At 61.0% G+C, this 25,619-nt stretch carries 23 protein-coding genes; 11 read left to right on the plus strand and 12 right to left on the minus strand.

All coding sequences use genetic code 11. The features are described 5' to 3' along the window. The first annotated feature begins 276 nt into the window (after positions 1 to 276). From dps to glnQ, 4 genes are all read left to right on the plus strand, one after another. On the plus strand, positions 277 to 780 hold the full coding sequence (gene dps / locus H7K56_RS04380; protein WP_021508421.1) for a DNA starvation/stationary phase protection protein Dps: 504 nt from the start codon (positions 277 to 279) through the stop codon (positions 778 to 780). 311 nt (positions 781 to 1,091) lie between these two features. Beyond that, complete coding sequence (gene glnH, locus H7K56_RS04385) at positions 1,092 to 1,838, plus strand: glutamine ABC transporter substrate-binding protein GlnH (RefSeq protein ID WP_021508422.1); 747 nt, start codon at positions 1,092 to 1,094, stop codon at positions 1,836 to 1,838. 86 nt (positions 1,839 to 1,924) lie between these two features. Then, positions 1,925 to 2,584 (plus strand): glutamine ABC transporter permease GlnP, encoded by a 660-nt coding sequence (gene glnP / locus H7K56_RS04390; protein WP_021508423.1) that lies wholly within the window; start codon positions 1,925 to 1,927, stop codon positions 2,582 to 2,584. Then, a complete protein-coding gene (gene glnQ, locus H7K56_RS04395; RefSeq protein ID WP_150360609.1) occupies positions 2,581 to 3,303 on the plus strand; it encodes a glutamine ABC transporter ATP-binding protein GlnQ in 723 nt (240 codons plus the stop codon). Before glnP ends, glnQ begins: the two co-directional genes overlap by 4 nt. 68 nt (positions 3,304 to 3,371) lie before the next feature. Here the strand turns inward: glnQ and rlmF are convergent, their stop codons facing one another. After that, the gene (gene rlmF, locus H7K56_RS04400; protein ID WP_150360608.1) at positions 3,372 to 4,298 is read right to left on the minus strand and encodes a 23S rRNA (adenine(1618)-N(6))-methyltransferase RlmF; all 927 of its coding nucleotides are present in this window, start codon (positions 4,296 to 4,298) and stop codon (positions 3,372 to 3,374) included. A gap of 179 nt (positions 4,299 to 4,477) precedes the next feature. Between rlmF and H7K56_RS04405 the strand changes: the two genes are divergently transcribed. Beyond that, the gene (locus tag H7K56_RS04405) at positions 4,478 to 5,107 is read left to right on the plus strand and encodes a flavin reductase family protein (protein ID WP_150360607.1); all 630 of its coding nucleotides are present in this window, start codon (positions 4,478 to 4,480) and stop codon (positions 5,105 to 5,107) included. 33 nt (positions 5,108 to 5,140) lie between these two features. Here the strand turns inward: H7K56_RS04405 and H7K56_RS04410 are convergent, their stop codons facing one another. The 7 genes from H7K56_RS04410 to hutI all read right to left on the minus strand — a co-directional run bounded on the left by H7K56_RS04410 (position 5,141) and on the right by hutI (position 12,098). Then, on the minus strand, positions 5,141 to 6,625 hold the full coding sequence (locus H7K56_RS04410) for an HAL/PAL/TAL family ammonia-lyase (RefSeq protein WP_058757806.1): 1,485 nt from the start codon (positions 6,623 to 6,625) through the stop codon (positions 5,141 to 5,143). After that, on the minus strand, positions 6,622 to 7,422 hold the full coding sequence (locus H7K56_RS04415; RefSeq protein ID WP_021508428.1) for an ABC transporter ATP-binding protein: 801 nt from the start codon (positions 7,420 to 7,422) through the stop codon (positions 6,622 to 6,624). The genes H7K56_RS04410 and H7K56_RS04415 overlap by 4 nt, the downstream gene beginning before the upstream one ends. A 1-nt stretch (position 7,423) precedes the next feature. Next, positions 7,424 to 8,152, minus strand: a complete 729-nt coding sequence (locus H7K56_RS04420) for an ABC transporter permease (protein WP_150360606.1) — start codon at positions 8,150 to 8,152, stop codon at positions 7,424 to 7,426. An 11-nt stretch (positions 8,153 to 8,163) separates the two neighbouring features. Beyond that, on the minus strand, positions 8,164 to 8,883 hold the full coding sequence (locus H7K56_RS04425; RefSeq protein ID WP_031279871.1) for an ABC transporter permease: 720 nt from the start codon (positions 8,881 to 8,883) through the stop codon (positions 8,164 to 8,166). 12 nt (positions 8,884 to 8,895) lie between these two features. After that, positions 8,896 to 9,747 (minus strand): transporter substrate-binding domain-containing protein, encoded by an 852-nt coding sequence (locus H7K56_RS04430; protein WP_150360605.1) that lies wholly within the window; start codon positions 9,745 to 9,747, stop codon positions 8,896 to 8,898. Between the two features lie 348 nt (positions 9,748 to 10,095). Then, entirely contained in the window at positions 10,096 to 10,887 is a 792-nt protein-coding gene (hutG, locus tag H7K56_RS04435) for an N-formylglutamate deformylase (RefSeq protein ID WP_104092739.1), read from the minus strand. Next, positions 10,884 to 12,098, minus strand: coding sequence for an imidazolonepropionase (gene hutI, locus H7K56_RS04440; RefSeq protein WP_104092738.1), 1,215 nt, complete (start codon positions 12,096 to 12,098; stop codon positions 10,884 to 10,886). The genes hutG and hutI overlap by 4 nt, the downstream gene beginning before the upstream one ends. Positions 12,099 to 12,182: 84 nt before the next feature. Between hutI and H7K56_RS04445 the strand changes: the two genes are divergently transcribed. Beyond that, on the plus strand, positions 12,183 to 13,538 hold the full coding sequence (locus H7K56_RS04445; protein ID WP_150360604.1) for a formimidoylglutamate deiminase: 1,356 nt from the start codon (positions 12,183 to 12,185) through the stop codon (positions 13,536 to 13,538). Further along, positions 13,535 to 14,074 (plus strand): HutD/Ves family protein, encoded by a 540-nt coding sequence (locus H7K56_RS04450; RefSeq protein WP_150360603.1) that lies wholly within the window; start codon positions 13,535 to 13,537, stop codon positions 14,072 to 14,074. Before H7K56_RS04445 ends, H7K56_RS04450 begins: the two co-directional genes overlap by 4 nt. Here the strand turns inward: H7K56_RS04450 and hutC are convergent. Continuing rightward, a complete protein-coding gene (gene hutC, locus H7K56_RS04455; protein WP_021508436.1) occupies positions 14,058 to 14,813 on the minus strand; it encodes a histidine utilization transcriptional repressor HutC in 756 nt (251 codons plus the stop codon). The two genes, H7K56_RS04450 and hutC, sit on opposite strands and share 17 nt — an antisense overlap. Before the next feature lie 319 nt (positions 14,814 to 15,132). On the opposite strand from hutC, the gene hutH reads away from it, so the two are divergent. The 3 genes from hutH to H7K56_RS04470 all read left to right on the plus strand — a co-directional run bounded on the left by hutH (position 15,133) and on the right by H7K56_RS04470 (position 20,066). Next, complete coding sequence (gene hutH / locus H7K56_RS04460; protein WP_150360602.1) at positions 15,133 to 16,686, plus strand: histidine ammonia-lyase; 1,554 nt, start codon at positions 15,133 to 15,135, stop codon at positions 16,684 to 16,686. A gap of 10 nt (positions 16,687 to 16,696) precedes the next feature. Further along, the gene (hutU, locus tag H7K56_RS04465; protein ID WP_150360668.1) at positions 16,697 to 18,382 is read left to right on the plus strand and encodes a urocanate hydratase; all 1,686 of its coding nucleotides are present in this window, start codon (positions 16,697 to 16,699) and stop codon (positions 18,380 to 18,382) included. Positions 18,383 to 18,908: 526 nt separating this feature from the next. Further along, positions 18,909 to 20,066, plus strand: coding sequence for a M20 aminoacylase family protein (locus H7K56_RS04470; protein ID WP_021508439.1), 1,158 nt, complete (start codon positions 18,909 to 18,911; stop codon positions 20,064 to 20,066). Positions 20,067 to 20,180: 114 nt separating this feature from the next. On the opposite strand, the gene ybiB is transcribed toward H7K56_RS04470, so the two are convergent. The 3 genes from ybiB to H7K56_RS04485 all read right to left on the minus strand — a co-directional run bounded on the left by ybiB (position 20,181) and on the right by H7K56_RS04485 (position 24,308). Beyond that, positions 20,181 to 21,149, minus strand: coding sequence for a DNA-binding protein YbiB (gene ybiB / locus H7K56_RS04475; RefSeq protein ID WP_150360667.1), 969 nt, complete (start codon positions 21,147 to 21,149; stop codon positions 20,181 to 20,183). A 72-nt stretch (positions 21,150 to 21,221) separates the two neighbouring features. Next, positions 21,222 to 23,357, minus strand: coding sequence for an ATP-dependent DNA helicase DinG (gene dinG, locus H7K56_RS04480; RefSeq protein WP_150360601.1), 2,136 nt, complete (start codon positions 23,355 to 23,357; stop codon positions 21,222 to 21,224). Between the two features lie 54 nt (positions 23,358 to 23,411). Beyond that, on the minus strand, positions 23,412 to 24,308 hold the full coding sequence (locus H7K56_RS04485) for a LysR family transcriptional regulator (RefSeq protein WP_136547546.1): 897 nt from the start codon (positions 24,306 to 24,308) through the stop codon (positions 23,412 to 23,414). A 128-nt stretch (positions 24,309 to 24,436) separates the two neighbouring features. Between H7K56_RS04485 and H7K56_RS04490 the strand changes: the two genes are divergently transcribed. Continuing rightward, complete coding sequence (locus H7K56_RS04490; protein WP_150360600.1) at positions 24,437 to 25,522, plus strand: iron-containing alcohol dehydrogenase family protein; 1,086 nt, start codon at positions 24,437 to 24,439, stop codon at positions 25,520 to 25,522. Positions 25,523 to 25,619: the final 97 nt, after the last annotated feature.

The raw sequence follows: 25,619 nt of genomic DNA on the forward strand, positions 1-25,619 counted from the left end.
TTATTTAACCGGCTGTATATAGACACATTCTCATTATCATTTCTCAAATAACCACACGGTAAGCTGTTATTATTTTGCAACATGATAGAAGAATAATTAACACTCACCATAACCAACTGATTTTAATCACTTTTAATAAAACCGCTATTTTTGCGGCTTAACATTAAGCTTTAGCTATTCCTGTCATTGATTTAATCAATCCTGCAGAGCGAAAAACTGCTGCTATACTTATTCCCGTGCTTGATTAGGACAACCATCAATAAGAGGACATTAATGATGAGTACCGCAAAACTGGTTAAAACAAAATCTTCCGATCTGATTTATACCCGCAATGACGTGGCTGATAGCGAGAAGAAAGCTACCATCGAGGTGCTCAACCGTCTGGTCGTGGAATTTATTGACCTGTCGCTGATCACCAAGCAGGCGCACTGGAACATGCGTGGCGCGAACTTCATTGGCGTACATGAAATGCTGGATGGCTTCCGTACCGCGATTACCGATCACCAGGACACCATTGCAGAACGTGTGGTACAGCTGGGCGGCGTTGCGCTGGGCACCACGCAGGTGGTTAACGACAAGTCACCGCTGAAAAGCTATCCGCTGAATATTCACAGCGTACAGGATCACCTGAAAGCGCTGGCTGACCGTTATGCCGTCGTGGCTAACGATACGCGTAAAGCCATCAGTGAAGTGAAAGACGAAGATACGGCCGATATCTTTACTGCCGCATCGCGTGACCTTGATAAGTTCCTGTGGTTTATCGAATCAAATATCGAGTAATGCTCAAACAGGCGGGTTATCCCGCCTTTTTTATGCCTGCTACCCGCCCGGCTTTTTTGACGCCGTTAACAATTCCTTAATCCTTTCTTTCCCTTATTATCACTCTGATGCACACTGTGCCTGCACCACCACAGCACAATGCACCATTTTGGTGATTCATTCTGGTGCAAACTTTTCCCGGCGTGCAGAATCGTGTCAGCCTGCCCCGGCAATCTGTTGATTTCCGCGTTTGAGAAAAGTTGGCATAATTTTTTCATATGATGAGCCGTACATCAGGCCACCAGGCCTGACGGGTAATAAGGAAAAAAATGATGAAGTCGTTGATTAAAGTCTCCGTGGCCGCGCTGGCGCTGGCCTTCTCGCTTTCCTCCACTGCAGCAGACAAAAAACTGGTGGTCGCTACCGACACCGCCTTCGTTCCGTTTGAATTTAAACAGGGCGACAAGTACGTCGGCTTTGATATCGACCTGTGGGACGCTATCGCTAAACAGCTGAAGCTGGATTACACCCTGAAGCCGATGGATTTCAGCGGCATCATTCCGGCGCTGCAAACCAAAAACGTTGACCTGGCGCTGGCCGGCATCACCATTACCGAAGAACGTAAAAAAGCCATCGAATTCTCTGACGGCTACTACAAAAGCGGCCTGCTGGTGATGGTGCGTAACAACGAAAACGACATCAAAGGCATCGACGATCTGAACGGTAAAGTGGTCGCAGTGAAAAGCGGCACCGGTTCGGTGGATTACGCCAAAGCGCATATCAAAACTAAAGACCTGCGCCAGTTCCCGAACATTGATAACGCGTACATGGAGTTAGGCACCAACCGTGCTGACGCCGTGCTGCACGACACGCCAAACATCCTGTACTTCATCCACACCGCTGGCAAAGGCCGTTTCAAAGCCGTCGGTGACTCCATCGAAGCGCAGCAGTATGGCATCGCTTTCCCGAAAGGCAGCGACGACCTGCGTGAGAAAGTGAATGGCGCGCTGAAAACCCTGCACGACAACGGTACCTACAACACTATCTATAAAAAATGGTTCGGCAGCGAACCTAAATAATTCAGGCCTGACGCCTTTTTATCAGCAGGGAGCTTTGTTCTCCCTGCTTTTTACATTTCCACTGCAACAGATTCTGGAGTCACACCATGGAGTTTGACTGGAGCGTCATCTGGCCCGCCTTACCGATCCTGATCGAAGGCGCCAAAATGACCCTGCTTATCTCGATCCTCGGCCTGATTGGCGGCCTGGTTATCGGCCTCGTGGCCGGTTTCGCCCGCGCCTACGGCGGCTGGATCACCAACAACATCGCGTTAGTGTTCATTGAACTGATTCGCGGCACGCCGATCGTGGTGCAGGTGATGTTCATCTACTTCGCCCTGCCGATGGCCTTCCCGGACCTGCGCATCGACCCGTTCACCGCCGCCGTCGTGACCATCATGATCAACTCAGGTGCTTATATTGCGGAGATTACCCGCGGTGCGGTGCTGTCGATCAACAAAGGTTTCCGTGAAGCCGGCCTGGCGCTTGGCCTGTCGCGCCGCGAAACGCTGCGCTACGTGATCATGCCGCTGGCGCTGCGCCGCATGCTGCCGCCGCTGGGTAACCAGTGGATCGTCAGCATCAAAGACACCTCGCTGTTCATCGTGATTGGCGTGGCGGAACTGACCCGTCAGGGGCAGGAGATCATCGCTGGTAACTTCCGCGCGCTGGAGATCTGGAGCGCCGTTGCCATCATTTACCTGGTTATTACGCTGGTGTTGAGCTTTGTGCTGCGCCGTATTGAGAAAAGGGTGAAAATCCTGTGATTGAATTTAAAAACGTCTCGAAAAACTTCGGCCAGACTCAGGTACTGCACGACATCAACCTGAAAATTAATCAGGGTGAAGTGGTGGTAATCATCGGGCCGTCCGGCTCCGGTAAATCTACCCTGCTGCGCTGCATCAACAAGCTGGAAGAGATCAGCAGCGGCGAACTGATTGTCGATGGCATGAAAGTTAACGATCCGAAAGTGGATGAACGCCTGATCCGTCAGGAAGCCGGTATGGTGTTCCAGCAGTTCCATCTGTTCCCGCAGATGAGCGCGCTGGACAACGTGGGCTTTGGTCCGATCCGCGTGCGCGGGGCGAAGAAAGACGCCGCACACAAACTGGCGCGTGAGCTGCTGGGCAAGGTCGGCCTCGCAGAGCGTGCGCACCACTTCCCTTCTGAGCTGTCCGGCGGCCAGCAGCAGCGCGTGGCGATTGCCCGTGCGCTGGCGGTGAAGCCGAAGATGATGCTGTTCGATGAGCCAACCTCGGCACTCGATCCCGAGCTGCGTCACGAAGTGCTGAAAGTGATGCAGGATCTGGCGGAAGAAGGCATGACCATGGTGATCGTGACCCATGAAGTGGGCTTCGCACAGAAAGTAGCGTCGCGCCTGATCTTTATCGACAAAGGTACCATCGCGGAAGATGGCAATCCGGACGATCTGATCACTAATCCGCCGAGCGACCGTCTGCGTGAGTTCCTGCAGCACGTCTCTTAATACGGCGTAAAAACAACAAAGCCGCTGCGGATCCCCGTAGCGGCTTTTTTTTTTTACCTGAGCAGCGCTTAGCGTGCCAGCCACTGCGCGCGCGTGGCGGGCGGTAAAAATGTCCAGGCGATAAAGCGGCTCTGCTTCTGGCCCTGCGCCATGTCGACGATGCGTACCTGATAAGCGTCGTGCGCCTTCAGCCGGTCGCGCAGTTCAGGCAGATGCTCTTTGCGCGACACCAGCGAGGTAAACCAGACGATGCGATCGCCTAATGCGACGCTTTCATCGATCATTCGGCCGATAAACGCACGCTCACCGCCGTCGCACCACAGCTCGTTATGCTGACCGCCGAAATTAAGCGGCGCCTGCCTGCTCAGGCCGAGATTGCGCACTTTACGCTGACTGCCGGCCGCCGCATCGGCCGCCGAGGCGTGGAACGGCGGATTACACAGTACCGCGTGATAGCGTTCGTTCTTGTGCACCACGCCAGCAAAAATCGCACTCTCCTGCTTCTGACGGCGCAGGCGAATGGCGCGCTGCAGGCCGGGATTGCTGGCGACAATCTGACTGGCGGCGTTAACAGCGTCCGCGCTGATGTCGGTGCCGGTAAAGCGCCAGCCATACTCCGCGTGACCGATCAGCGGATAGATGCAGTTGGCACCGCAGCCAATATCCATCACGTCGAGATCGCGCGGCAGCACGCCACCGTTATCGCTGGCCAGCAGATCCGCCAGCGCATGGATATAGTCAGCGCGGCCTGGTACCGGCGGCGTCAGATAGCCTTCCGGCAGCTGCCAGTTCAGGTTATAAAACAGTTTCAGCAGCGCCTGGTTCAGCAGCAGCACTGCGTGCGGATCGGCGAAATCAACCGACAGCTCACCGTAACCGTTGGGGCGCACTTTGTCCGCCAGCGGCGGATGCGCGGCAGTCAGGGCAGCAAAATCATAACGGCCCTGATGGCGGTTACGCGGATGAAAGAGCGCGGTAGCGGCAGGCTTGTTCATAGATTCTCCGGACATTAATGCGCGCGTAAGATACGCTGGATGACGGCAGCGCACAATCCGCCAGGAAAATTTAGTGCAACGAATTTAAATCTATTCTCCCTAAAACTGAATCCGCAATACTGCGTCCAGCCGCCAGCACCGCCGGAACACGCAGTATCCAGGACGAATCAGGAGCGCAAATGCGTCAACGTTACACTTATCAGCCACGCAGTGGACACGGTCTGCCTCACGATCCGCTCAACGCCATCGTCGGCCCGCGCCCGATTGGCTGGGTCAGCTCGCAAAGCGCCAGCGGCCAGCGCAATCTGGCGCCCTATAGTTTCTTTAACTGTTTTAACTACCATCCGCCAATCATTGGTTTTGCCAGCAGCGGCTGGAAAGACAGCGTGCAGAATATCAGTGAAACCGGCGAGTTCGTCTGGAACCTGGCGACGCGTCCGCTGGCAGAAGCCATGAATGAGAGCTCCGCCTCGGTGCCGCCCGATCACGACGAGTTTGCCCTCGCCGGCCTGACGCCGCTGGCCGCTTCCCACGTTAACGTCAGCATGGTAGCGGAGAGCCCGGTCAACTTTGAGTGTCGCCTGACGCAGCTGATTCGCCTGCAGAATGCACAGGGAGGCGAGCTGGAGAGCTGGCTGGTACTGGGCGAAGCGGTGGCGATTCACATCGATGAAGCGCTGCTGGAGAACGGCATCTATCAGACCGCCAAAGCGCAGCCGATTCTGCGCGCCGGCGGTCCTTCCGCCTATTACGCGATCAGCGAAGATCAGCGTTTTGATCTGGTGCGCCCGGACGCGCGCCGCGGTTAAATCAGGCCACTGGCGGCGCGTCACCTCGCGCCGCTAGCAGGCCAGCGTCTGTAACACCTTCACCGCCCGGGCTATCTCCGGTGCCAGCCAGCGATCCTCCTGCCAGGTGGCAACCTCAGCGCGCAGCGCGCGTAGCGCCCGGCCCGTGCCGCTGGCCAGCTGCGCCTCACCGTGAAAATCCAGCGCCTGCGCCGCCAGCAGGTACTCAATCGCCAGCACCTGCCAGAGGTTATTCAGCAGCCTGAGCAGCTTGAGCGCCGCGCCGGTACCGAGGCTGAGGTGATCCTCCTGCAGTCCCGAGGTGACGTAATTGTCCAGCACCGCCGGCTGCGCCAGCTGACGATTCTCCGCGCACAGGGAAGCCGCCACGTATTGCGCGATCATCATGCCGGAGTTGACGCCCGGCTGCGCCACCAGAAACGGCGGCAGCCCGCTGACCAGCGGATTGACCAGCCGGTCCAGCCGGCGCTCGGCAATACTGCCAATCTCCGCCATGGCAATTGCCAGCAGATCGGCCGCCATGGCGACCGATTCACCGTGCGGATTGGCCTGCGACACCACGCGCCAGTTATCCGGCGTGCCCAGTACCAGCGGATTATCGGTGCAGGCATTCAGTTCGATCTCAACCTGACGCGCTGCGTGGGCGAACTGATCGCGGCTGGCGCCGTGCACCTGCGGCATCGAACGCAGGCTGAGCGCATCCTGGGTGCGTATGCCGCAGCTCGCCGCCAGCAGCGGGCTGTCGCTCAGCAGCGCACGCAGACGCTGGCCGCTATGCTGCATACCGGGGCTGGCTTTCAGCGCAATCACCTCGGCATCAAAGGCCGCCAGCTGACCGCGCAGCGCTTCGAAGCTCATCGCGCCGGTGACATCCGCGCAATCCAGCAGCCGCGCCGCATCGTCCAGCGCCAGACAGCTCAGCCCGGTCATGCACGGCGTACCGTTGACCAGGCTCAGGCCCTCTTTGGCACCGGGGCGATACGGCTGTAAACCGGCCAGCCGCAGCGCCTGCTCCGCCGGCATCACCTGTTGCTGGTACTCAACCTCGCCCACGCCAATCAGCGCCAGCCCGATATGCGCCATGTGGGTGAGATAACCGACTGAACCCTGCGATGGCACCTGCGGCGTGATCTGCTGATTGAGCAGCGCCAGCAGATGCTGCACCAGCGCCACCGAAACGCCGGATTTGCCGTGGCTGTAGTTGGCGATGGCCGCACACAGAATGGCGCGCGTCTGCTCGCGCGTCAGCAGCGGACCGACGCCGCAGGCGTGGCTCAGCAACGTATTGCGTGACAGCTGGCTGAGCTGGTCTTCCGGCAGCGTGATGTTACACAGCGCCCCCAGCCCGGTGTTGATGCCATAGGCAATCTGACCGCTGGCAACGATCTGTTCGACGATCTCGCGACCGCGCGCAATGCGCTGCCAGGCGGCGGCGCTCAGCGTCAGTTCGGCGTTATGTCGCGCTACCTGTACCAGCGCCTGCCAGGTCAGCGGCGCATCGCCCCAGACGACGGTCATACTGGCTGCTCCGCGTGATGGCTCTGATGGCTGGAGATAAACTGCTTAAAGCGCGATGAACCGCTGGCGCCAAACATCGCTTCCGGCGTGCCCTCGCAATCAATGTTGCCCTGATGCATAAACACCACGCGATTTGAGACGTTGCGCGCGAAGCCCATCTCGTGCGTCACCACCAGCATGGTGCGCCCCTCTTCCGCCAGGCTGCGCATCACTTTGAGCACCTCGCCGACCAGTTCCGGGTCGAGCGCCGAGGTTGGCTCATCAAACAGCATCACTTCCGGATCCATCGCCAGCGCGCGGGCAATTGCCACACGCTGCTGCTGGCCGCCGGAGAGCTGCGCCGGATAAAAATCCTTGCGGTTAAGCAGCCCGACGCGATCCAGCAACTGCTCTGCCTGGGCGATACAACTCTTTTTGTCGCGCTTCAGCACATAGTGCGGACCTTCAATCACGTTCTGCAGCACCGTCATGTGCGACCACAGATTGAAGCTTTGAAACACCATGCCCAGCCGCGATCGCAGGCGTTCAATCTGCTTAGGATTCGCCGCCAGCTGATGGCCGCGCGCGTGGCGCTTCATTTCAATGGTTTCGCCGCCGACGCTCACCACGCCGGCATCCGGCGTTTCCAGCAGATTGATGCAGCGCAGCAAGGTACTTTTGCCCGAGCCGCTGGCACCAAGAATTGAAATAACATCGCCCTGATGCGCCTGCAGCGAGATGCCTTTGAGCACCTCCATAGCGCCAAAGGATTTATGGATATCAGTGGCGGACAAGGTGACTGGTGAAGTGGAATGCATATTACTCTCCGGCAAGCGGTTTAACGGCGGGCAGCGGCTTTTTTTCAGCGCGGTGCACCGGGGTCAGACGGCGCTCTAACAGCGCGTACAGCTGGACGATAATAAAGTTGAGAATCAGGTAGATCGCCGCAGCGCAGATAAACACTTCCATAGTGCGATAGGTACGCTGGATGATCTGCTGCGCCACGCCGGTGACATCCCACACCGTGACCAGGCTGGCAAGCGCGGTGGATTTCACCAGCAGAATCGCCTCGGTGGAGTACGCCGGCAGCGCATAGCGCAGCATGATCGGCGCGATGATGCGGCGCAGCAGCAGCCAGCGTGACATGCCGCAGGCCAGCCCGGCTTCGACCTGACCTGCCGGCACCGCCAGCAGCGCACCGCGCAGGATCTCAGCGGTGTAAGCGGCGGTACACAGCGACAGCGCCAGCACCGCGCAGATAAACGGCTCGCGCAGAAACGGCCAGACGAAGCTGTGGCGAATCACGCCAAACTGGCCGAGCCCGTAGTAGATGAGAAACAGCTGAATCAGCAGCGGCGAGCCGCGAAACACCAGAATATAGCCGCGGGCAAAACCGCTCAGCAGCCGCCAGCGGCTCATGCGCAGCGCCACAATGCCCAGCGCCAGCAGCCCACCGCAGACAAAGGCGCTGATAAACAGCCCGAGCGTCACCGGCAGCGCCGCGCTCAGCTTAAGAAAAGTGTCGGCAAGAAAAGCGAAGTCGATCATACTGCTGCTCCTTAGTGCTGTGCCGCAGTGCGACTTTGCCATGCGCGGCCGAGGCGCGACTCCGCGCGGCGAAACGCATGGTTCGACAGCAGTGTCAGCAGCAGATAGCAGCCACCGCCAATCAGGTAAAAGGTGAAGTAATCGCGCGTTGACCCGGCCGCCACCTGGCTGGCGCGCATCAGCTCGACGATGCCGGTAACTGACACCAGCGCCGAATCTTTCAGGCTCATCTGCCAGACGTTGGACATCCCCGGCAGCGCGTAGCGCACAATCTGCGGGACGAGGATGCGCTGGGCGATACGCCAGCGCGGCATCCCGATGGCTACCGCCGCTTCGACTTCGCCCTTGGCCAGCGCCAGGCGCGCAGCGCGATATACTTCACCCTGATAGGATCCGGAGATGAGCCCGATAGCCAGCGCGCCAATCAGGAACGGCGGCGCTTCAATAAAGCCGTCTGCACCAAACAGCTGGCCGACCAGCGTGATCAATCCCGATCCACCGAAGTAGAACAGGTAGATCACCAGCAGTTCCGGGATGCCGCGAAACACCACCGAATAGCTTTCACCCAGCCAGCGCAGCCAGCGCTGGTGCGAGAGTTTCGCCGCCGCCACGCCGGAACCGACCACGGCGCCAATCATCAGCGCCGCCAGCGACAGCAGCAGCGTGGTACCGGCGGCGCTCAGAATCAGGCGACCCCAGCCATCTGCACCAAAACTCAGCAGGCTCATCATCTTTCACCTCACTTACGGCGTTACGTCAGTTTTAAACCACTTCTCGCTCAGCTTTTTCACCGTGCCGTCCGCCAGCGCAGCGTGAATGGCGGCATCGAGTTTGGCCTTCAGGTCGTTATCAGCCATGCGCACGCCCATCGCTTCGCCTTCCCCCCAGATCGGACCGCCCAGTTGCGGGCCGCTGAACGTCAGGTTGCTGTTCTCTTTACGCGCCAGCATCGACTGCGCGAAGGTCACGTCATCAAACACCGCATCGATGCGGCCCGCCTGCAGATCGAGAATCGCATCCGCCGAAGCGGTGTATTCGCGCACGTCGGCCACATCTTTGAAGTATTTATCGATAAATGGCGTATACACGGTGCCGGAGGCAATACCGATGGTTTTGCCCTTGAGCGCCGCCTTCAGCGGGGCGATGGCCGCATTGATGGCAGCCTCGTCGTCGTGCAGTTTGATGATGTTCTTATCGGCTGGCAGCAGCGGGTTATCTTTGCTGGTGATGAAGGTCGCCGGCGTTGACGCGTACGGCGTGGTGAAGTTGACCACTTTTTTCCGGTCCGGCGTAATCACAATCGCATCCATGATGACGTCATATTTCCCGGCGTTCAGTCCGGCAATCATCCCGTCCCAGTTCTGCACCACCAGCTTGCACTGAATGCTCATGCGTTTGCAGAGATCTTCCATCAGTTCAGGTTCGAAGCCGCCCAGCTTGCCGCCCGGCAGCGTCAGGTTCCACGGCTCATAGCTGCCTTCAGTGGCGATGGTGATGGATTTCCACTCTTTAGCCTCGGCAGCCACGCCGGCCAGCATCAGGCTGGCAAACAGCGTGGTAAGGCACAAACGGCGAAACGGGGCACGGTGTGTCATACGTCTTCTCCTGGTGGTTAACAAATCTGGCTGTCTCTGTTGGCTGATACAGCGCAAATGACATTTCATGTATATACAAGTTAGCTTGCGGCAGATCATTGTCGGCATAAGCTTTTTGTGAGCCAGCCAGAATAAATAGTCATCATTGCCGCGCGGTCTTTACTTGTACATACAAGCTAGCAAGGGCTGTGCCAGATCGGCAAAGACGGTAAACGGAGGGGATCGGCGTCAGGCGGAACGCGTCGTGCACACTTACAGGGCAGGGGTTGCACAGCATTGGGGAGTGAGGCAGCGGTTGTACATCCGCCACATAAGAAACGGGGTCACCGTGATGGCGACCCGCATCAATTAAACGGCTTTCCCCGCCTGCAGAAACGCCTGCAGCAGCGGCTTCAGCACTTGCTGCAACCGCGTGGCGCGATCCTGCTGCCAGGCAAACGGCGGCGCCTCATCCATGTAATTCAGCTGCGCCAGCTCCAGCTGCACCGCCTGCACGCCCTGCGCTGGCTGGCCGTAAGCGCGCGTGATGTAGCCGCCTTTGAAGCGTCCATTCACCACCCAGCTGTAGTCGCTTTGCGCGGCGCACACCTGCTCAATCGCCGCGATGCTGGCCGCCGAACAGCTGGCGCCATCGTTGGTGCCGATGTTCAGGTCCGGCAGCTGGCCGTCGAACAGGCGCGGAATCACCGAAGCGATGGAGTGCGCATCAAACAGCAGCGCATAGCCATGTTCGGCTTTTAACCGCGCCAGCTCCTGCTGAATCTGCTGATGATAGGGCTGCCAGATAGTCTCGAGATAGCGCTGGCGCGCCGCGCTGTCCGGCGTCATGCCGGGTTTGAAGGTCGGCGTGCCATCAAACAGCGTCTCCGGATAGAGCCCGGTGGTGGCCGTGCTGTACAGCGGCTGGTTGTCCGGCGGACGGTTGAGATCGATCACGAAGCGCGAGTAGTGACCGATTAGCACGCTGGCACCGAGGTCGCGCACAAAGTCGTACAGCAGCGGAATATGCCAGTCGGTATCCGGCAGGCCGCGCGCGGCCTCGCTCAGCCCGGCGTCAACCTCCGGCGTCAGTTGGGTACCGGCATGCGGAATACTGACCAGCAGCGGCAGCTTACCGGCGGTGAAATGAAAAGGGGTCATTGCGCTTCTCCACGATAGATAACCTGGCACGGCAGTTCGCCGCCCAGCCAGTAAACCAGCTCAGCCGGGCGAGCCAGCGGCCAGTGGACAAAATTGGCTACTTTGCCTGGCTCCAGCGAGCCGTGCGTGGCCTGCAGGCCAAGCGCCTTCGCGCCCCACAGCGTGACGCCGGCCAGCGCTTCCTCCGGCGTCAGGCCAAACAGCGTACAGCCCATGTTCAGCATCAGCCGCAGCGACAGCGCCGGTGACGTGCCCGGATTGGCATCGCTGGCCAGCGCCATCGGCACGCCGTGCTGGCGGAACAGTTCGACCGGCGGACGCTGCGTCTCGCGCAGCAGGTAGAACGCTCCGGGCAGCAGTACTGCCACCGTGCCATGCTCCGCCATCGCGCGGGCATCCTGTTCGGTGGCATACTCGAGGTGATCGGCAGAGAGCGCACCATAGCGCGCCGCCAGTGCGGCACCGCCGAGTGCCGACAGCTGTTCAGCGTGCAGCTTCACCGGCAGGCCGAGCGCTTTGGCGGCATCAAATACCGCGCTCACCTGCTGCGGTGACAGCGCCAGGTGTTCGCAAAACGCGTCGACCGCATCTGCCAGCCCCTCCGCTTTCACCCGCGGCAACAGGCGCTGACAGATAATATCGATCCAGCCCTGCGGGTTATCCCTGAACTCTGGCGGGAAGCCGTGCGCTGCCAGGCAGGTGGCCTGCACATCGGCAGGCACCGACTGCGCCAGCTCGCGGATAGCGCGCAGCAGAGTGAGCTCGCTCTCCTCGTCCAGCCCGTAGCCGGATTTAATCTCCACCGTGGTCACGCCTTCGGCCAGCAGGCGATCGAGCCGCCAGCGCGCTGACGCCACCAGCTGCTGCTGACTGGCCGCGCGCGTGGCGCGCACCGTCGACAGGATGCCGCCGCCCTGCGCGGCGATCTCCGCGTAGCTCACGCCGTTGAGCCGCTGTTCGAACTCCTGGCTGCGATCGCCGCCAAACACCAGATGCGTGTGGCAATCCACCAGACCGGGCGTGATGATGCCGCCGTCAAACTGCTGCTGCCGGCGCGGGGCAAAGTCCGGTAAGGCACTGCGCGGGCCGACCCACACCAGCTCGCCGTTATCCACCGCCACGGCGCCATCCTCAATCAGGTTATAGCGACCGTCACGCATGGTGACCACATCGGCCCCCAGCCACAGGCTGTCGATCTGTTTACTTGCCATCCCACTCCCCTTTTGTCTGGCGATTTACACTGCGCCTCAAAGTATGTATATGTATATACAACTTTCCGCCATTGAGGATCAACCATGGCAGTTTATTTTGCCCCACGCGCACGGCTGGCCGACGGCTGGCAGGAAAACGTGCTGATCGCAACCGACGATCAGGGATTTATTTGCGCCCTTACCGCCGACAGTACGCCCGGTGACGCCGTGCGCCTGGCCGGCCCGGTGATTCCAGCGATGGCCAACCTGCATTCCCATGCCTTCCAGCGCGCCATGGCCGGGCTGGCGGAAGTGGCAGGCGATCCGCAGGACAGCTTCTGGACGTGGCGCGATCTGATGTACCGCATGGTGCAGCGCCTGTCGCCTGAGCAGGTCGGTGCCATCGCCACCCATCTCTACATTGATATGCTAAAGGGCGGCTACAGCCAGGTGGCGGAATTTCACTATCTGCATCACGATCCGCACGGCCAGCCGTATGCCGACGATGCGATGCTGCAACAGCTGATGCAGGCAGCGCACACCGCCGGTATCGGCCAGACGCTGCTGCCGGTGCTGTACAGCTACAGCGGCTTCGGTGCGCAACCGGCCAGCGACGGTCAGCGACGCTTCATTCAGCACACCGATGCCTATCTGCAACAGCAGCAGCGCGTCGCGCAGTGGAGCGCGCAGCAGCCGCTGATCAACCACGGCCTGTGCTTCCACTCGCTGCGCGCGGTGAGCGAAGCCCAGATGCATGAGGTGCTGGCCGCCAGCGCTGCGCATCTGCCGGTGCACATTCACGTTGCCGAGCAGGAAAAAGAGGTTAATGACAGTCTGGCATGGAGCGGCGAACGGCCGGTGGCGTGGCTGTATAACCGCTTTGCCGTTGATGCACGCTGGTGCCTGATTCACGCCACCCATCTCGATCAGCAGGAGATCGCGCGCATGGCGGACAGCGGCGCGATTGCCGGTCTGTGTCCCACCACCGAGGCCAATCTCGGCGACGGCATCTTCCCGGCGGTGGAGTACATCGGGCGCGGCGGACGCTGGGGCATTGGCTCTGACAGCCACGTTTCGCTCAGTGCGCTGGAGGAGCTGCGCTGGCTGGAGTATGGCCAGCGGCTGCGCGATCGTCGCCGCAACCGCATCACGCTAACCGATCAACCCTCGGTCGGCGATCTGCTGTGGCAGCAGGCGGCGCAGGGCGGCGCGCAGGCCTGTGGCATTGCCAGCGGTGAGCTGGCGGTGGGCAAACGCGCCGACTGGCTGGTGCTGGAGGAGGATGCGTTGCTGGCCAGCGTCAGCTCCGCCGCGCTGATCAATCGCTGGCTGTTTGCCGGCAGCAGCCAGCAAATTCGAGACGTGTTTGTTGCCGGACAGGCGGTGATTCAGCAGGGCCACCACGCGGCGGAAGAAGCGGCCGCCGCTGGCTTCGCCCGGGCAATGCGGGCGCTGCAATGATCGCGCGCTTTGACTACGCGCAGCTGCCGGTCAGCCGCTGGCGCAACGGCGGCGGGGAGACGCGCGAAATTATCAGCTATCCGCCGGGCGCAGCGCAGTTCGAGTGGCGCGCCAGCATCGCCACCATCGACGCCGACGGGCCATTCTCGCCCTTCCCCGGTGTCGATCGGGTGATCACTTTGCTGCATGGCGATAGCGTGCTGCTGCGCTGTGAACAGGCCGAACAGACGTTACTGCCCCATCAGCCGTGGGCCTTTCCCGGCGAATGGGCGATAGAGGCGCAGGTCAGCGGCAGCTGTCAGGACTTCAATATCATGACGCGGCGCGACGCATGGCGCGCGGCGGTAAGCGTGGAGCAGCTGGCGGTCAGCAGCCTGCATGGCGTGGCGTATGTGCTGGCCGGTACATGGCGCAGCAGTGCGGGCGAGACGCTGCAGGCGCAGCAGGGGATGTGGTGGCTGCAGGAGCAGCAGCAGCTGGTGCCGCAAACGGCAGAGGCCAGCCTGCTGTTTATCGCGCTTAGCCGTGTCCCCTGAAGCGGCCCAGCAATTTGTAGCGTGAGCCTGGGTAGAGCAGGCGCGCATAGGTGACGATTTTGTTGTCGCTCCACGTCTGGCGGCGGATAAGCAGGCACGGCTCGTGCTCGTCCAGCGCCAGATGCTTACGCTGGCGCAAATCCGGCAGTACCGCTTCAACGATATGCTCACCGGCGGTCAGCGGGGCGACGCGCATCAGATAGGTGTACGGCGTCAGGCTGTGGTAATCCTGGCTGAGGTAGTCAGGCGCGACCAGCGGATTGACCAGACGATCTTCCAGCTGCACCGGCAGCTCATTTTCATAGTGCACGATCAGCGAATGATACAGCGTCTGGCCGGTGGAGAGTCCCAGCACCGCCGCCTGTTCCGGATCGGCCTTCATCTGACCTATCGAGAGAATTTTGCAGCTGTGCGTATGGCCGCGCTGGGCAATTTCATCGGCGATGTTATGCACTTCCAGCATTGCGGTGTAGCCCTTCATCTCCGCGACAAAGGTCCCGACGCCCTGCATGCGCACCAGAAACCCTTCGCTGGTGAGTTCGCGCAGCGCACGGTTGATGGTCATGCGGCTGACGCCCAGTTCATTGACCAGCTCGCTCTCCGACGGCACCCGCTGGTTGGCTTTCCAGTGACCTTCGCGGATCTGGCTGACGATTGCCTGCTTAACGCGCTGGTAAATGGGCGCGGGTTCATCCCCCATCGCTGCCGCCAGCTGTGCGATTGCCGTTTGCTCCGCCATTTCCTGTTCCTTTTCCGAATGATGTGTGAAGTTTACTGTCTCGCCGCCTAAATGTATATACATCCAATGGTGCATAGCCTGCCTGCGTGGTGCAGCTTCCGCCCGCTTTTGGTGCAGCGTACCAGGCTGGAGGTTGCCGCGCCCGCATTGCGGCACGTTTCACAGAATACGATCAATCTGGCACAGCGCTTGCTACTTGTATAGACAAGATTAGACACTTATGCTTCACTCACAACACTTATAGCGCCCCTGGCGGATGCCATCGCAACTTACGCTCCGCCACAACGTGGCAGATCACTTGTATAGACAGGAGTAGACTATGTCAGGTTCGGTTCAGGCAATTCGCCTCGTTCCCGGTGAAGTGGACCTCGCCACCTTACGCCGTATTTATCAGGAGAAGGTGACCCTGCAGCTGGCAGAGGAAGCGCGGGCGGATATTGACCGCGCCCGTGAAACCGTCGAGGCCATCGTCGCCTCGGGCAAGGTGGTGTACGGCATCAACACCGGCTTCGGCAAGCTGGCACAAACGCAGATTCCCGCCGAACGCCTGGCGGAACTGCAGCGTAACCTGGTGCTGTCACACAGCGTCGGCCTCGGCGATCTGCTGCCGGACAACGTCACCCGCCTGGTAGTCGCCAGCAAAATCATCAGCCTGGCACGCGGCCACTCGGGCATCCGCAGGGAACTGATTGACGCGCTGCTGGCGCTGTTCAACGGCGGCGTGATGCCGTGCATCCCGGCGAAGGGATCGGTTGGCGCATCCGGCGATCTGGCGCCGCTGGCGCATCTCTCCCTGATGCTGCTCGGTGAAGGTCAGGTGCGCATTGACGGCCAGCTGGTGCCCGCCAGCGAAGGCCTGGCCCGCGTCGGCCTGCAGCCGATTGTGCTGGGGCCAAAAGAGGGTCTGGCGTTGCTCAACGGCACCCAGGTCTCTACCGCGCTGGCGCTGCGTGGGCTGTTTGAAGCCGAAAATCTGTTTGCCGCCGGGCTGATGGCCGGCGCGCTGTCGCTTGAAGCGATCAAAGGCTCGGTTAAACCGTTTGATGCGCGCATCCATCAGGCGCGCGGCCAGCACGGGCAGATTGCCGTCGCCGCTGCGGTGGCGACGCTGCTCGAAGGCAGCGAAATTCTCAGTTCGCACAGCAACTGCGGACGCGTGCAGGATCCCTATTCGATCCGCTGCGTACCGCAGGTGATGGGCGCCTGTCTCGATAACCTCAGCCACGCCGCGCGCGTGCTGCAGATTGAAGCCAACGCCGCTTCTGACAACCCGCTGGTCTTCAGCGACAGCGGCGACGTGATCTCCGGCGGTAACTTCCACGCCGAGCCGGTAGCCTTTGCCGCCGACATCATCGCGCTGGCGATTGCCGAAGTCGGTGCTATATCCGAACGCCGCCTGGCGCTGCTGCTCGACACCGGCCTCTCCGGCCTGCCGCCCTTCCTGGTGCGCGACGGCGGTGTGAACTCGGGCTTCATGATTGCGCAGGTTACCGCTGCCGCGCTGGCCTCGGAGAACAAATCGCTGGCGCACCCGGGCAGCGTCGACAGCCTGCCGACCTCAGCCAATCAGGAAGATCACGTATCGATGGCCACCTACGCGGCACGCCGCCTGGGCGAGATGTGCTTCAACACTGCTGCCGTGGTCGGCATTGAAGCGATGGCAGCGGCGCAGGGCATCGACTTCCACCGCCCGCTGCAAAGCTCTGCCGCGATCGAACAGGAGATGAGCCGCATTCGTGCGCAGGTCGCCTTCCTCGATCAGGACCGTTTACTGGCGCCGGACATTGATGCCATGCGCCTGTGGGCCAGCAGTTATGTCTGGCCTGAAACCCTTACTGCGCTGCTGCCAAGCCAGCGTTCTACTGCTAATTAAGGAACCGATGATGAGCGAAACTTTGACTCAGGCTGTTGCCCGTGAAATCCGTGCGCCGCGCGGTAATGAACTGCACTGCGCCAACTGGCTGATTGAAGCGGCATACCGCATGATTCAGAACAACCTCGATCCTGACGTGGCCGAACGCCCGGAGGATCTGGTGGTGTATGGCGGAATCGGCAAAGCCGCGCGCAACTGGGCGTGCTTTGAGCAGATTCTGCGCTCGCTGCGCGCGCTGCAGCCGGAAGAGACGCTGCTGATCCAGTCCGGCAAGCCGGTCGGTGTGTTCCGCACCCATGCCGATGCACCGCGCGTACTGCTGGCCAACTCCAACCTGGTGCCGCACTGGGCGACGTGGGATCACTTCCACGAGCTGGATAAGGCCGGGCTGATGATGTATGGCCAGATGACCGCCGGTTCATGGATCTATATCGGCGCGCAGGGCATCGTGCAGGGTACCTTTGAAACCTTCGCCGAAGCCGGTCGCCAGCACTACAACAGTGACCTGACCGGCCGCTGGATCCTCACCGCCGGTCTGGGCGGCATGGGCGGCGCGCAGCCGCTGGCGGGCGTCCTGGCCGGTGCCTGCGTGCTGGCGATTGAGTGCCAGGAGTCGCGCATCGATTTCCGTCTGCGCACCCGCTACCTCGACCATAAAGCCTACAGCCTGGATGAGGCGCTGGCGCTGATCAAAGACGCCACCGAAGCCGGCCAGGCGATCTCCGTGGGCCTGCTGGGCAACGCGGCCGAGCTGGTCCCGGAACTGGTGCAGCGCGCGAAAGCGGGCGGCATGAAGCCTGACATCGTGACCGATCAGACCTCCGCGCACGACCCGATCAATGGCTATCTGCCGGTGGGCTGGGACGTGGCGCGCTGGGAAACCGAGCGCGTCAGCAATCCGAAAGCGGTAGAGAAAGCGGCACGCGCTTCCATGGCGCAGCACGTGCAGGCGATGCTCGACTTCCACCACATGGGTGTGCCGACCGTGGATTACGGCAACAACATTCGTCAGGTGGCGCTGGATGAAGGGGTGAAAAACGCCTTTGATTTCCCGGGCTTCGTGCCGGCGTATATTCGTCCGCTGTTCTGCGAAGGCAAAGGCCCGTTCCGCTGGGTGGCGCTCTCGGGCGATGCGGAAGATATCTATAAAACCGACGCCAAACTGAAAGAGCTGTTCCCGGATCACAAAAACCTGCACCGCTGGCTGGATATGGCGCAGGAGCGCATCGCCTTCCAGGGCCTGCCGGCGCGTATTTGCTGGCTGGGGCTGGGCGAGCGTCATAAAGCGGCGCTGGCATTCAATGAGATGGTGCGCAACGGCGAGCTGAAAGCGCCGATCGTGATTGGTCGTGACCACCTCGACTGCGGCTCGGTGGCGTCACCTAACCGTGAAACCGAGGCGATGAAGGATGGCTCGGATGCGGTGTCAGACTGGCCGCTGCTGAACGCGCTGCTGAACACCGCCGGCGGGGCCACCTGGGTGAGCCTGCACCACGGCGGCGGCGTCGGTATGGGCTTCTCGCAGCATTCCGGGGTGGTGATCGTCTGTGACGGTACGGCTGAAGCGGATGCGCGCCTTGGTCGCGTGCTGTGGAACGACCCGGCCACCGGCGTGATGCGTCATGCCGATGCGGGTTACGAGCTGGCGCAGACCTGCGCAGAGCAGCACGGTCTCAATTTGCCGATGCTGAAGTAGTTCCAGGTGCGCATCAATGCGCACCCTACGGGAAGTTACCCCGGCTGGGCAATGCCGCAATGTGCGGTCTGTTAAGCCTTAACACTGTTCGCAAAGGTTGCACTGTACAAGGTCGGCATTGATGCCGACCGCGTGCAGCGCCAGCACGGCAGCATCCCATCACGCCCTGTAGGGTCGGCATTCATGCCGACCGCGTGCAGCGCCAGCACGGCAGCATCCCATCACGCCCTGTAGGGTCGGCATTGATGCCGACCGCGTGCAGCACCAGCACGGCGGTATCCTATCGCACCCTGTAGGGTCGGCATTTATGCCGACCGCGTGCAGCGCCAGCACGGCAGCATTCCATCACGTCCTGTAGGGTGGGCATTTATGCCGACCTTGCCCCCCCCTTATGCCAATCCGCTATAGCCTATAGCCAAATTATTCCTTTCCACGATAGACGCCCCCCACGCTTACCACTACAGTGGACACTTAACTTCCCGCGTCGGAGATTGCGCAGCTGACGCTGCTGATGGAGCCTTACCTTATGAGCCTGCCTGCTGTCCTGCTGGAAAACGCCCTCACCTGGCGTCGTCAGTTACATCAACACCCTGAACTGGGTTACCAGGAGCAGCAGACCAGCGAGCTGGTAGCCCAGGTACTGACCGATGCCGGACTGCAGGTGTTTCGCGGCCTCGCCGGCACTGGCGTGATCGGCACGCTGGAAAACGGTCCCGGTCCGGTCATCGGGCTGCGCGCCGATATGGATGCCCTGCCGATTACCGAAAAAGGCGAGCCGCAGTGGAAATCGAGCCGGCCTGGCGTGATGCACGCCTGTGGTCACGATGGCCACACCGCGATATTGCTGGCCGCAGCCTGTCAGCTGGCCGCCACGCGTAATTTCAAAGGTACGGTACACTTCCTGTTTCAGCCGGCCGAAGAGAATCTCGGTGGTGCGCGCAAAATGGTGGAAGAAGGTCTGTTTCAGCGCTTCCCGATGGATGCCGTGTACGCGATGCACAACTGGCCGGGATTGCCGGTGGGATCGCTGGCGGTAAATCCGGGCGCGATGATGGCATCGCTGGATTCGTTTGAGATTACGCTGCACGGCAAAAGCTGCCATGCGGCGATGCCGGAAAGCGGTGCCGACCCGATGGTGGTCGCCGCCGAGCTGATTCTGGCGCTGCAAACCATCCCGTCGCGCCGCCTGTCACCGCTGGCGTCGGCGGTGGTCAGCGTCACCCAGATTCACGGTGGCGAGGCCATTAACGTCATTCCGGAGCAGATCACGCTGCGCGGTACGGTGCGATGTCTGCAGACCGACGTGCGCAATCGCGTGCGCGGTCTGATTGAAGATTTTGTCACCACCCTGCCGCGCCCGTTTGGCGTCAGCGGCGAGATTCACTGGTATCCCGGCTATCCGGTTACCGCCAACCATGTCGCCCCGGCGGAGCAGGTGCGTGACGTGGCGTGCCAGCTGCTGGGTGAACAGCAGGTGCACTGGCAGGTTAATCCGTCGATGGCGTCTGAAGATTTCGCCTGCATGCTGGAAGCCTGTCCCGGCGCCTATTTCTGGCTCGGCGCTGACGGTGCCACGCCTTCAGCCCCGCTGCACAATGCGAACTATGATTTCAACGATGCGCTGCTGCCGATTGGTATTACGTTCTGGCAGCAGCTGGTGGAGAGCGTACTGATTAAACGCTGATGGCGCTGCTCAGCAAGCTCCTTCAGCTGCGCAGGCGTGCACCCCCTGCGCAACCGCTGCGGTGACCGCCGTCACCGCCCAGGTTTTTCGTGCATAGCCGGCCGGGCAGCCCGGTTAAATTCCCGCCTGCTGTAACCGCGTTTCGGCATCGGCCATTGTTGCGGCTTCGCCGGTCGCCACCAGACAGCACGCCAGCTGCAGGCGCAGCGCCTGCGGCACCGCGCGTTCACCGGCCAGCACCTGACGGATCCACGCTGCGGTATCCTGGGCGCCTTTGCTCTCTGCTAACGCCAGCGCGACCTCTGGCTGCCGCTCAACCCACACTTCCGCTTCTGCGCCGGCACCGCGAATATAATTAATCGCCGGGCAGCGCTGCGGATTGGCATAGACCTCACCTTCAGTGCCGTTCAGCAGAATGGCCGGTGCATCGATATCCTGGAAGAATTTCCCCACGCGCGGCACATATTCCGGATGCGACACGCTCGCCAGCCGCAGCGCGGCGCGTTCGGCAAACGGCGTCGCCAGCTTGGCCAGCGTGTGCGCGCTGTTACGCACGCCCATGCGCCAGCGCAGCGCCAGCTGTTTAGCCATTGGCGCACATAAATCATTGATGGTAATGAATGCCAGCTCGCCAGCGTCGAGTTTCGCCTGCGCCTGTTGCGCGCTGGTCACTGGCGCAATATCCAGCGCCGCCAGCACCGCTTCGCTGGTCACGCGGGTTGGGTCGTCGCTGACGCCGTGCAGCAACACCGGAAAACCGAGCTTCACCAGCAGCAGCGCCAGCAGCGGCGTCAGGTTGCCCTGGCGACGCGCGCCGTTATAGCTGGGGATGACGATGGGCATCGGACGCTGTGCCGGGGCCTGCAGCCGCATCATGCGCTGCTGCATCGCGTGGTAGAAGCCGCGCATCTCTGCTTCCCCTTCGCCTTTGATGCGCAGCGCAATCAGCACGCCACCCAGTTCGAGATCCGGCACCTCGTCCGCCAGCATCGCGCTGTAAAGCGCCACGGCAGTGTCAAAGTCGATATCGCGTGCGTGATTCTTGCCGCGGCCAATCTCTTTAATGATCTTATTCAGTTCCATCATACTTTCCCGCTTCCAGGGCGCGCCGTCACCCGGCGGCCAACAATCGTGCATCCGGCTGTTGCCGCATACTCAGGATTTCTTGCTGCGCTTCGCCGGTTTGTCCGCTTCCGGCACCGGCGGTTGTTCAATCGGAAACACCGGCAGCGCGGCCAGCAGGCGGCTGCCGTAGGTTTTGCTCAGCAGCCGGCGATCGTAAATGATGATTTCACCAAAACACTGATGGCTGCGGATCAGACGCCCGACCTGCTGGATCAGCGTAAACGACGCGCTGGGTAAACTTTGTACTTCAAACGGGTAGCGTTTGAGACTCTTCAGCCACTCCCCTTCGGTCAAAATTACCGGACTGTCTACCGGCGGAAAAGCGATTTTATGGATGTGCACCTGCGACAGCAGATCGCCTTTCAAATCGAGCCCTTCGGCAAAGGATTGCAGGCCAACCAGAATGCTGCTTTGTCCGGCGGTCACCCGTTGCCGGTGAAGCTCCACCAGTCGTGAACGCGGCTGATCGCCCTGCACCAGCATCGACAGACGCAACTCCGGCACCAGGCTGACAAACTGCTGCATCGCACGCCCGCTGGCAAACAGCACCAGCACGCCTTTGTGCTGCTGCGCCTGCATTTGCTGGCGGAAGAAGCGCGCCATCTCAGCGATGTGCTCCTCTTCATTGGCCAGCAGCGGCTCATAGCGCATTTGCGGGATGATCAGCTTGCCCTGATCGACATGGTTAAACGGTGAGTCGAGTGCCACAAAGCGGTCGCCGGCCTTTTGGTTCAGGCCGGACATCTCCTGCAGGCGGTTAAAGCTGTTTAGCGAACGCAGCGTAGCCGAGGTCACCACCACATGCGGGATTTTGCGCCACAGCAGCTTTTCCAGCTGGTCGCTGACGCGAATCCCGGCGCAGTGAAACAGCAGATGCGCCTGGCCGTCACGAATTTCACGCGTCACCCATTTCGACACCGGCGCGTTGGACGCTTTTTCCATCGCCGCCAGCCGCCACAGTTTGCTGATGGATTCAAACCAGCCGAAGTGGCGATTGAGCTGCAGGATGGCTTTGTGCAGCCGCATGATATCGGCCTTGCCGGTCTGTTCGCCCAGCTCGTTGAGCAGCCCTTCGCTCAGGCCGCGCAGCGCATCACTCAGCTTAAACAGCCGCGCGCACAGGGTCAGCAGTTCTGGCGGCAGCTCACCGAGCACAAAGCGAAACTCGCCTGGCTGATTGTCGCGCGGCAGCAGAGGATTGAGCGCGTTGCACAGCGTCTGCAGCTGCTCGCGCATCTCATCACAGTGTCCTTTCAGACGCTCAGGATTGCTCAGCGGCGGCGGGGATTTCGGCCGGAACTGCGCCATGATGGTCTCCACCAGCCGCACAAACAGATCGAGCTGCAGGCTGCTCCAGCCCGGCGTGATCTCCGCGCTCATCTCCAGCGCATCCCGCGCCACTTCCGGCAGGTGATGCCCTTCATCCAGCACCAGCATCAGGTGTTTGGCCGGCGGCAGCACCGACTCATTCTCCATTGCCGCCATCACCAGCGCATGGTTCGCCACTACCACATCGGCCTGCTCGATTTCGCGTCGCGCCACAAAGAACGGGCATTCGCGATACCAGCGACAGTGGTGTGCCAGGCAGTTCGCTTTATCAGTGGAAAGGCGCTGCCACAGGCTGTCGTCAATCGCCACGTCGCTGTGATCGCGCAGGCCATCCCACTTATAGCTGCTGAGGTCTTTCTCCAGCCGCGCGCAGAATTTCTGCTCCTCTTTCGAACCGGTCACCGCCTGTTCGTCGAGATACAGCAGCAGATCGCCCTGCTGATCGTCCGTGGCTGCCAGTGCGGTCAGGTTGCGCGGACAGACATAGCGTCCGCGACCAAAAGCCGCGGTGAAGGTGAGGTCAGGAATGATTTTCTTTAATAGCGGCAGATCTTTGCTGAAGATCTGATCCTGCAGCGCCACGTTGGCGGTGCTGATGACTAAACGTTTCTCTTCGGCGCGGCTGACCGCAATGCCGGGAATCAGGTAGGACAGGGTTTTGCCGACGCCGGTGGGCGCCTCAATGGCCAGATGGCGCCCCTCGTCACCGGCCAGACTCTTCGCCACTTCGGCGATCATCTGGCGCTGCGGCGCGCGTGGGATAAAGTCAGGAACCTGCTGCTGCAGCGCCTTATACCATTGCGCAATCTGGCTTTTTATCGCTGCTGTCAGGGCCATAGTGAATACTGTTGGTTAAACCGGCCTGTATTTTTACACAGTATTGCCACAGCGTCAGCTTTCGCGCTCAGTTTTTCGCGCTGGATTCAGAATTTCGCGCATCGCGCGGATCAGCGGCTCGCGCGCGCGGCCGCGCCGGAAGGCGAACGAAAACGGCGCGCGAAAGTGAAAATGGTGGGGCAGCAGGCGCAGCAACTGGCCCTGCTGCTCGCGGCTGCGCGCGTAATGCTCGGGCAAAAAGCCAATATAGCGCCCGGAGAGAATCAGCGTCAGCTGCGCTTCAATGCTCTCCACCGAGGCGGTGCTATGGCGGAAACCGCGCTTGTTCAGCTCCTGCTGGTTCCAGTAGCGCCGCGTTACCATGCCGGTCTGCTGCACGCGACGCACATCCGCATCGCCCTGTGCCAGCGCATGCTGCGGACTGCAGTACAGCCACTGCTGCTCCTCGTACAGCGGCAGCGTCACCAGATTGCTGGCGCGCAGCGGAAAGTGTCCGATGGCCAGGTCGAGCCGATCTTCCAGCACCTGCTGCTGCAGTTCGTTGGGCTCGCACACGCTGAGGGTGAGAAACACCGCCGGAAAGCGCTGATTAAAACGGGCGATAACCGCCGGCAGATCCAGCGTGCTGTCGGTGACGGTGGCGTCGACCACGCCGAGCGCAAACGTGCCACCCTGCGCGCTTTTCAGCGTCTCCACCTGCGACTGCCAGCCGCTCAGGGTCGCCAGCATTTCCCGGGTATAGGCGTAGAACTGTTCGCCTTTGCTGGTCAGCGCAAAGCCTGCGCGCCCGCGCTGGCACAGGATAAAGCCCAGCTGGCCTTCCAGTTCGCTCATGTAGGCGCTGATGGCCGGCGTGGTCATGTTCAGCGCCTGCTGCGCACGCGAATAGCCCTGGTTTTCCACCACGCTGGCGAACACCTGCAGCAGTTTCAGATTGGGTAAGGTTGGCACCGCACTTCCTTCAGGGATTGCTGACAATAGTTAATGAATCGCTGAAGTGATTATCGGCTGACAGGGATTTTTTCTGCAAGCCGCTTTGGCGATGATGCAGCCATTCCCTGAAAAAGAGAGCTTTCGCTATGTCGCAACAAAATTTGCTGTTCCCGGCGCGCGTGCTGCGTGGTGCGGGTGTGATTAACCAGCTGGGGGCCATCTGCGCCGGGCTGGGCCAGCGGGCACTGCTGATTGGCGGCCAGCGCGCAATGCAGGCGGTGGCGACGCAGGTAAAGACGCAGCTCGACGCCGCTGGCGTCACGCTGCTGGCACCGGTGTGGTTTGGTGGCGAAACCTCGCTTAACCATATCGAACGGCTGGCGGCGTTAGCGGTTGAACAACAGGCAGAAGTGCTGATCGGTGCGGGCGGCGGCAAGGCGCTGGACACGGTTAAAGCGGTGGGCGCACAGCTCGGGCTGCCGGTGATAACCGTCCCGACAATTGCCGCCACCTGCGCTGCGGTGACCCCGCTGACCATTCGCTACGACGATAACGGCAACTTCTTTGATATTTTCCCGCTGCCACAGGCGCCGGCGGCGGTGATCATCGACAGTGAACTGCTGGCAGCCGCCCCTGCCCGCTGGCTGGCCGCGGGCCTCGGCGATACGCTGGCTAAATGGTATGAGTTCCGGGCGGTAAGCACGCGCCATCCGGCGCGCACCGGCAATGCGCTGTCATCGCTGGCGCACAGCCAGATCTGCTATGAGGTGATCGCGGAGCACGGTCCGGCGGCTTACGCAGCGGTGCTGCGCGGTGAGAGCGGCACTTCACTCGATCAGGTGCTGGACGCGATTTTTACCTGGGCCGGTCTGACCTCGCTGATGAGCAATGGCGCCCACGCCGCCGCTGCGCACGCCATTTACGAAGGCTTCACCTTCTGCGACAAAACGCGCGAGTTTGGTCACGGCCTGCTGGTGGGTTACGGCAATTTGTGCCTGCTGGCGCTGGAGGATCGCAGCGACGAAGAGCTGGTGGATGAGATGCGCCTGGCGCGCGACTGCGGCGTACCGTTGACGCTGGCCGAGATTGCCGCGCTGGATGAAAGCGAGCTGGCGTTGATTATACGCGAATCTGTCTACGCGCCGGATATGGCGAACATGGCCGAACCGGTCAACGAAGCGCGGTTGCGGGCAGCGATGGCGCGGATTGAAGGGCTGGCGGAACGGGTTTGATTGCGGTCGCAATGGATGTGGTAAATCCCAGGTCACCGTAAACGGCAAATCCCAGGTCACCGTAAACGGCGACCCTACGGGCCAGCGCGCGCTTTTG

The organism is Pantoea dispersa (genome assembly GCF_014155765.1).
Lineage (GTDB): Bacteria > Pseudomonadota > Gammaproteobacteria > Enterobacterales > Enterobacteriaceae > Pantoea > Pantoea dispersa.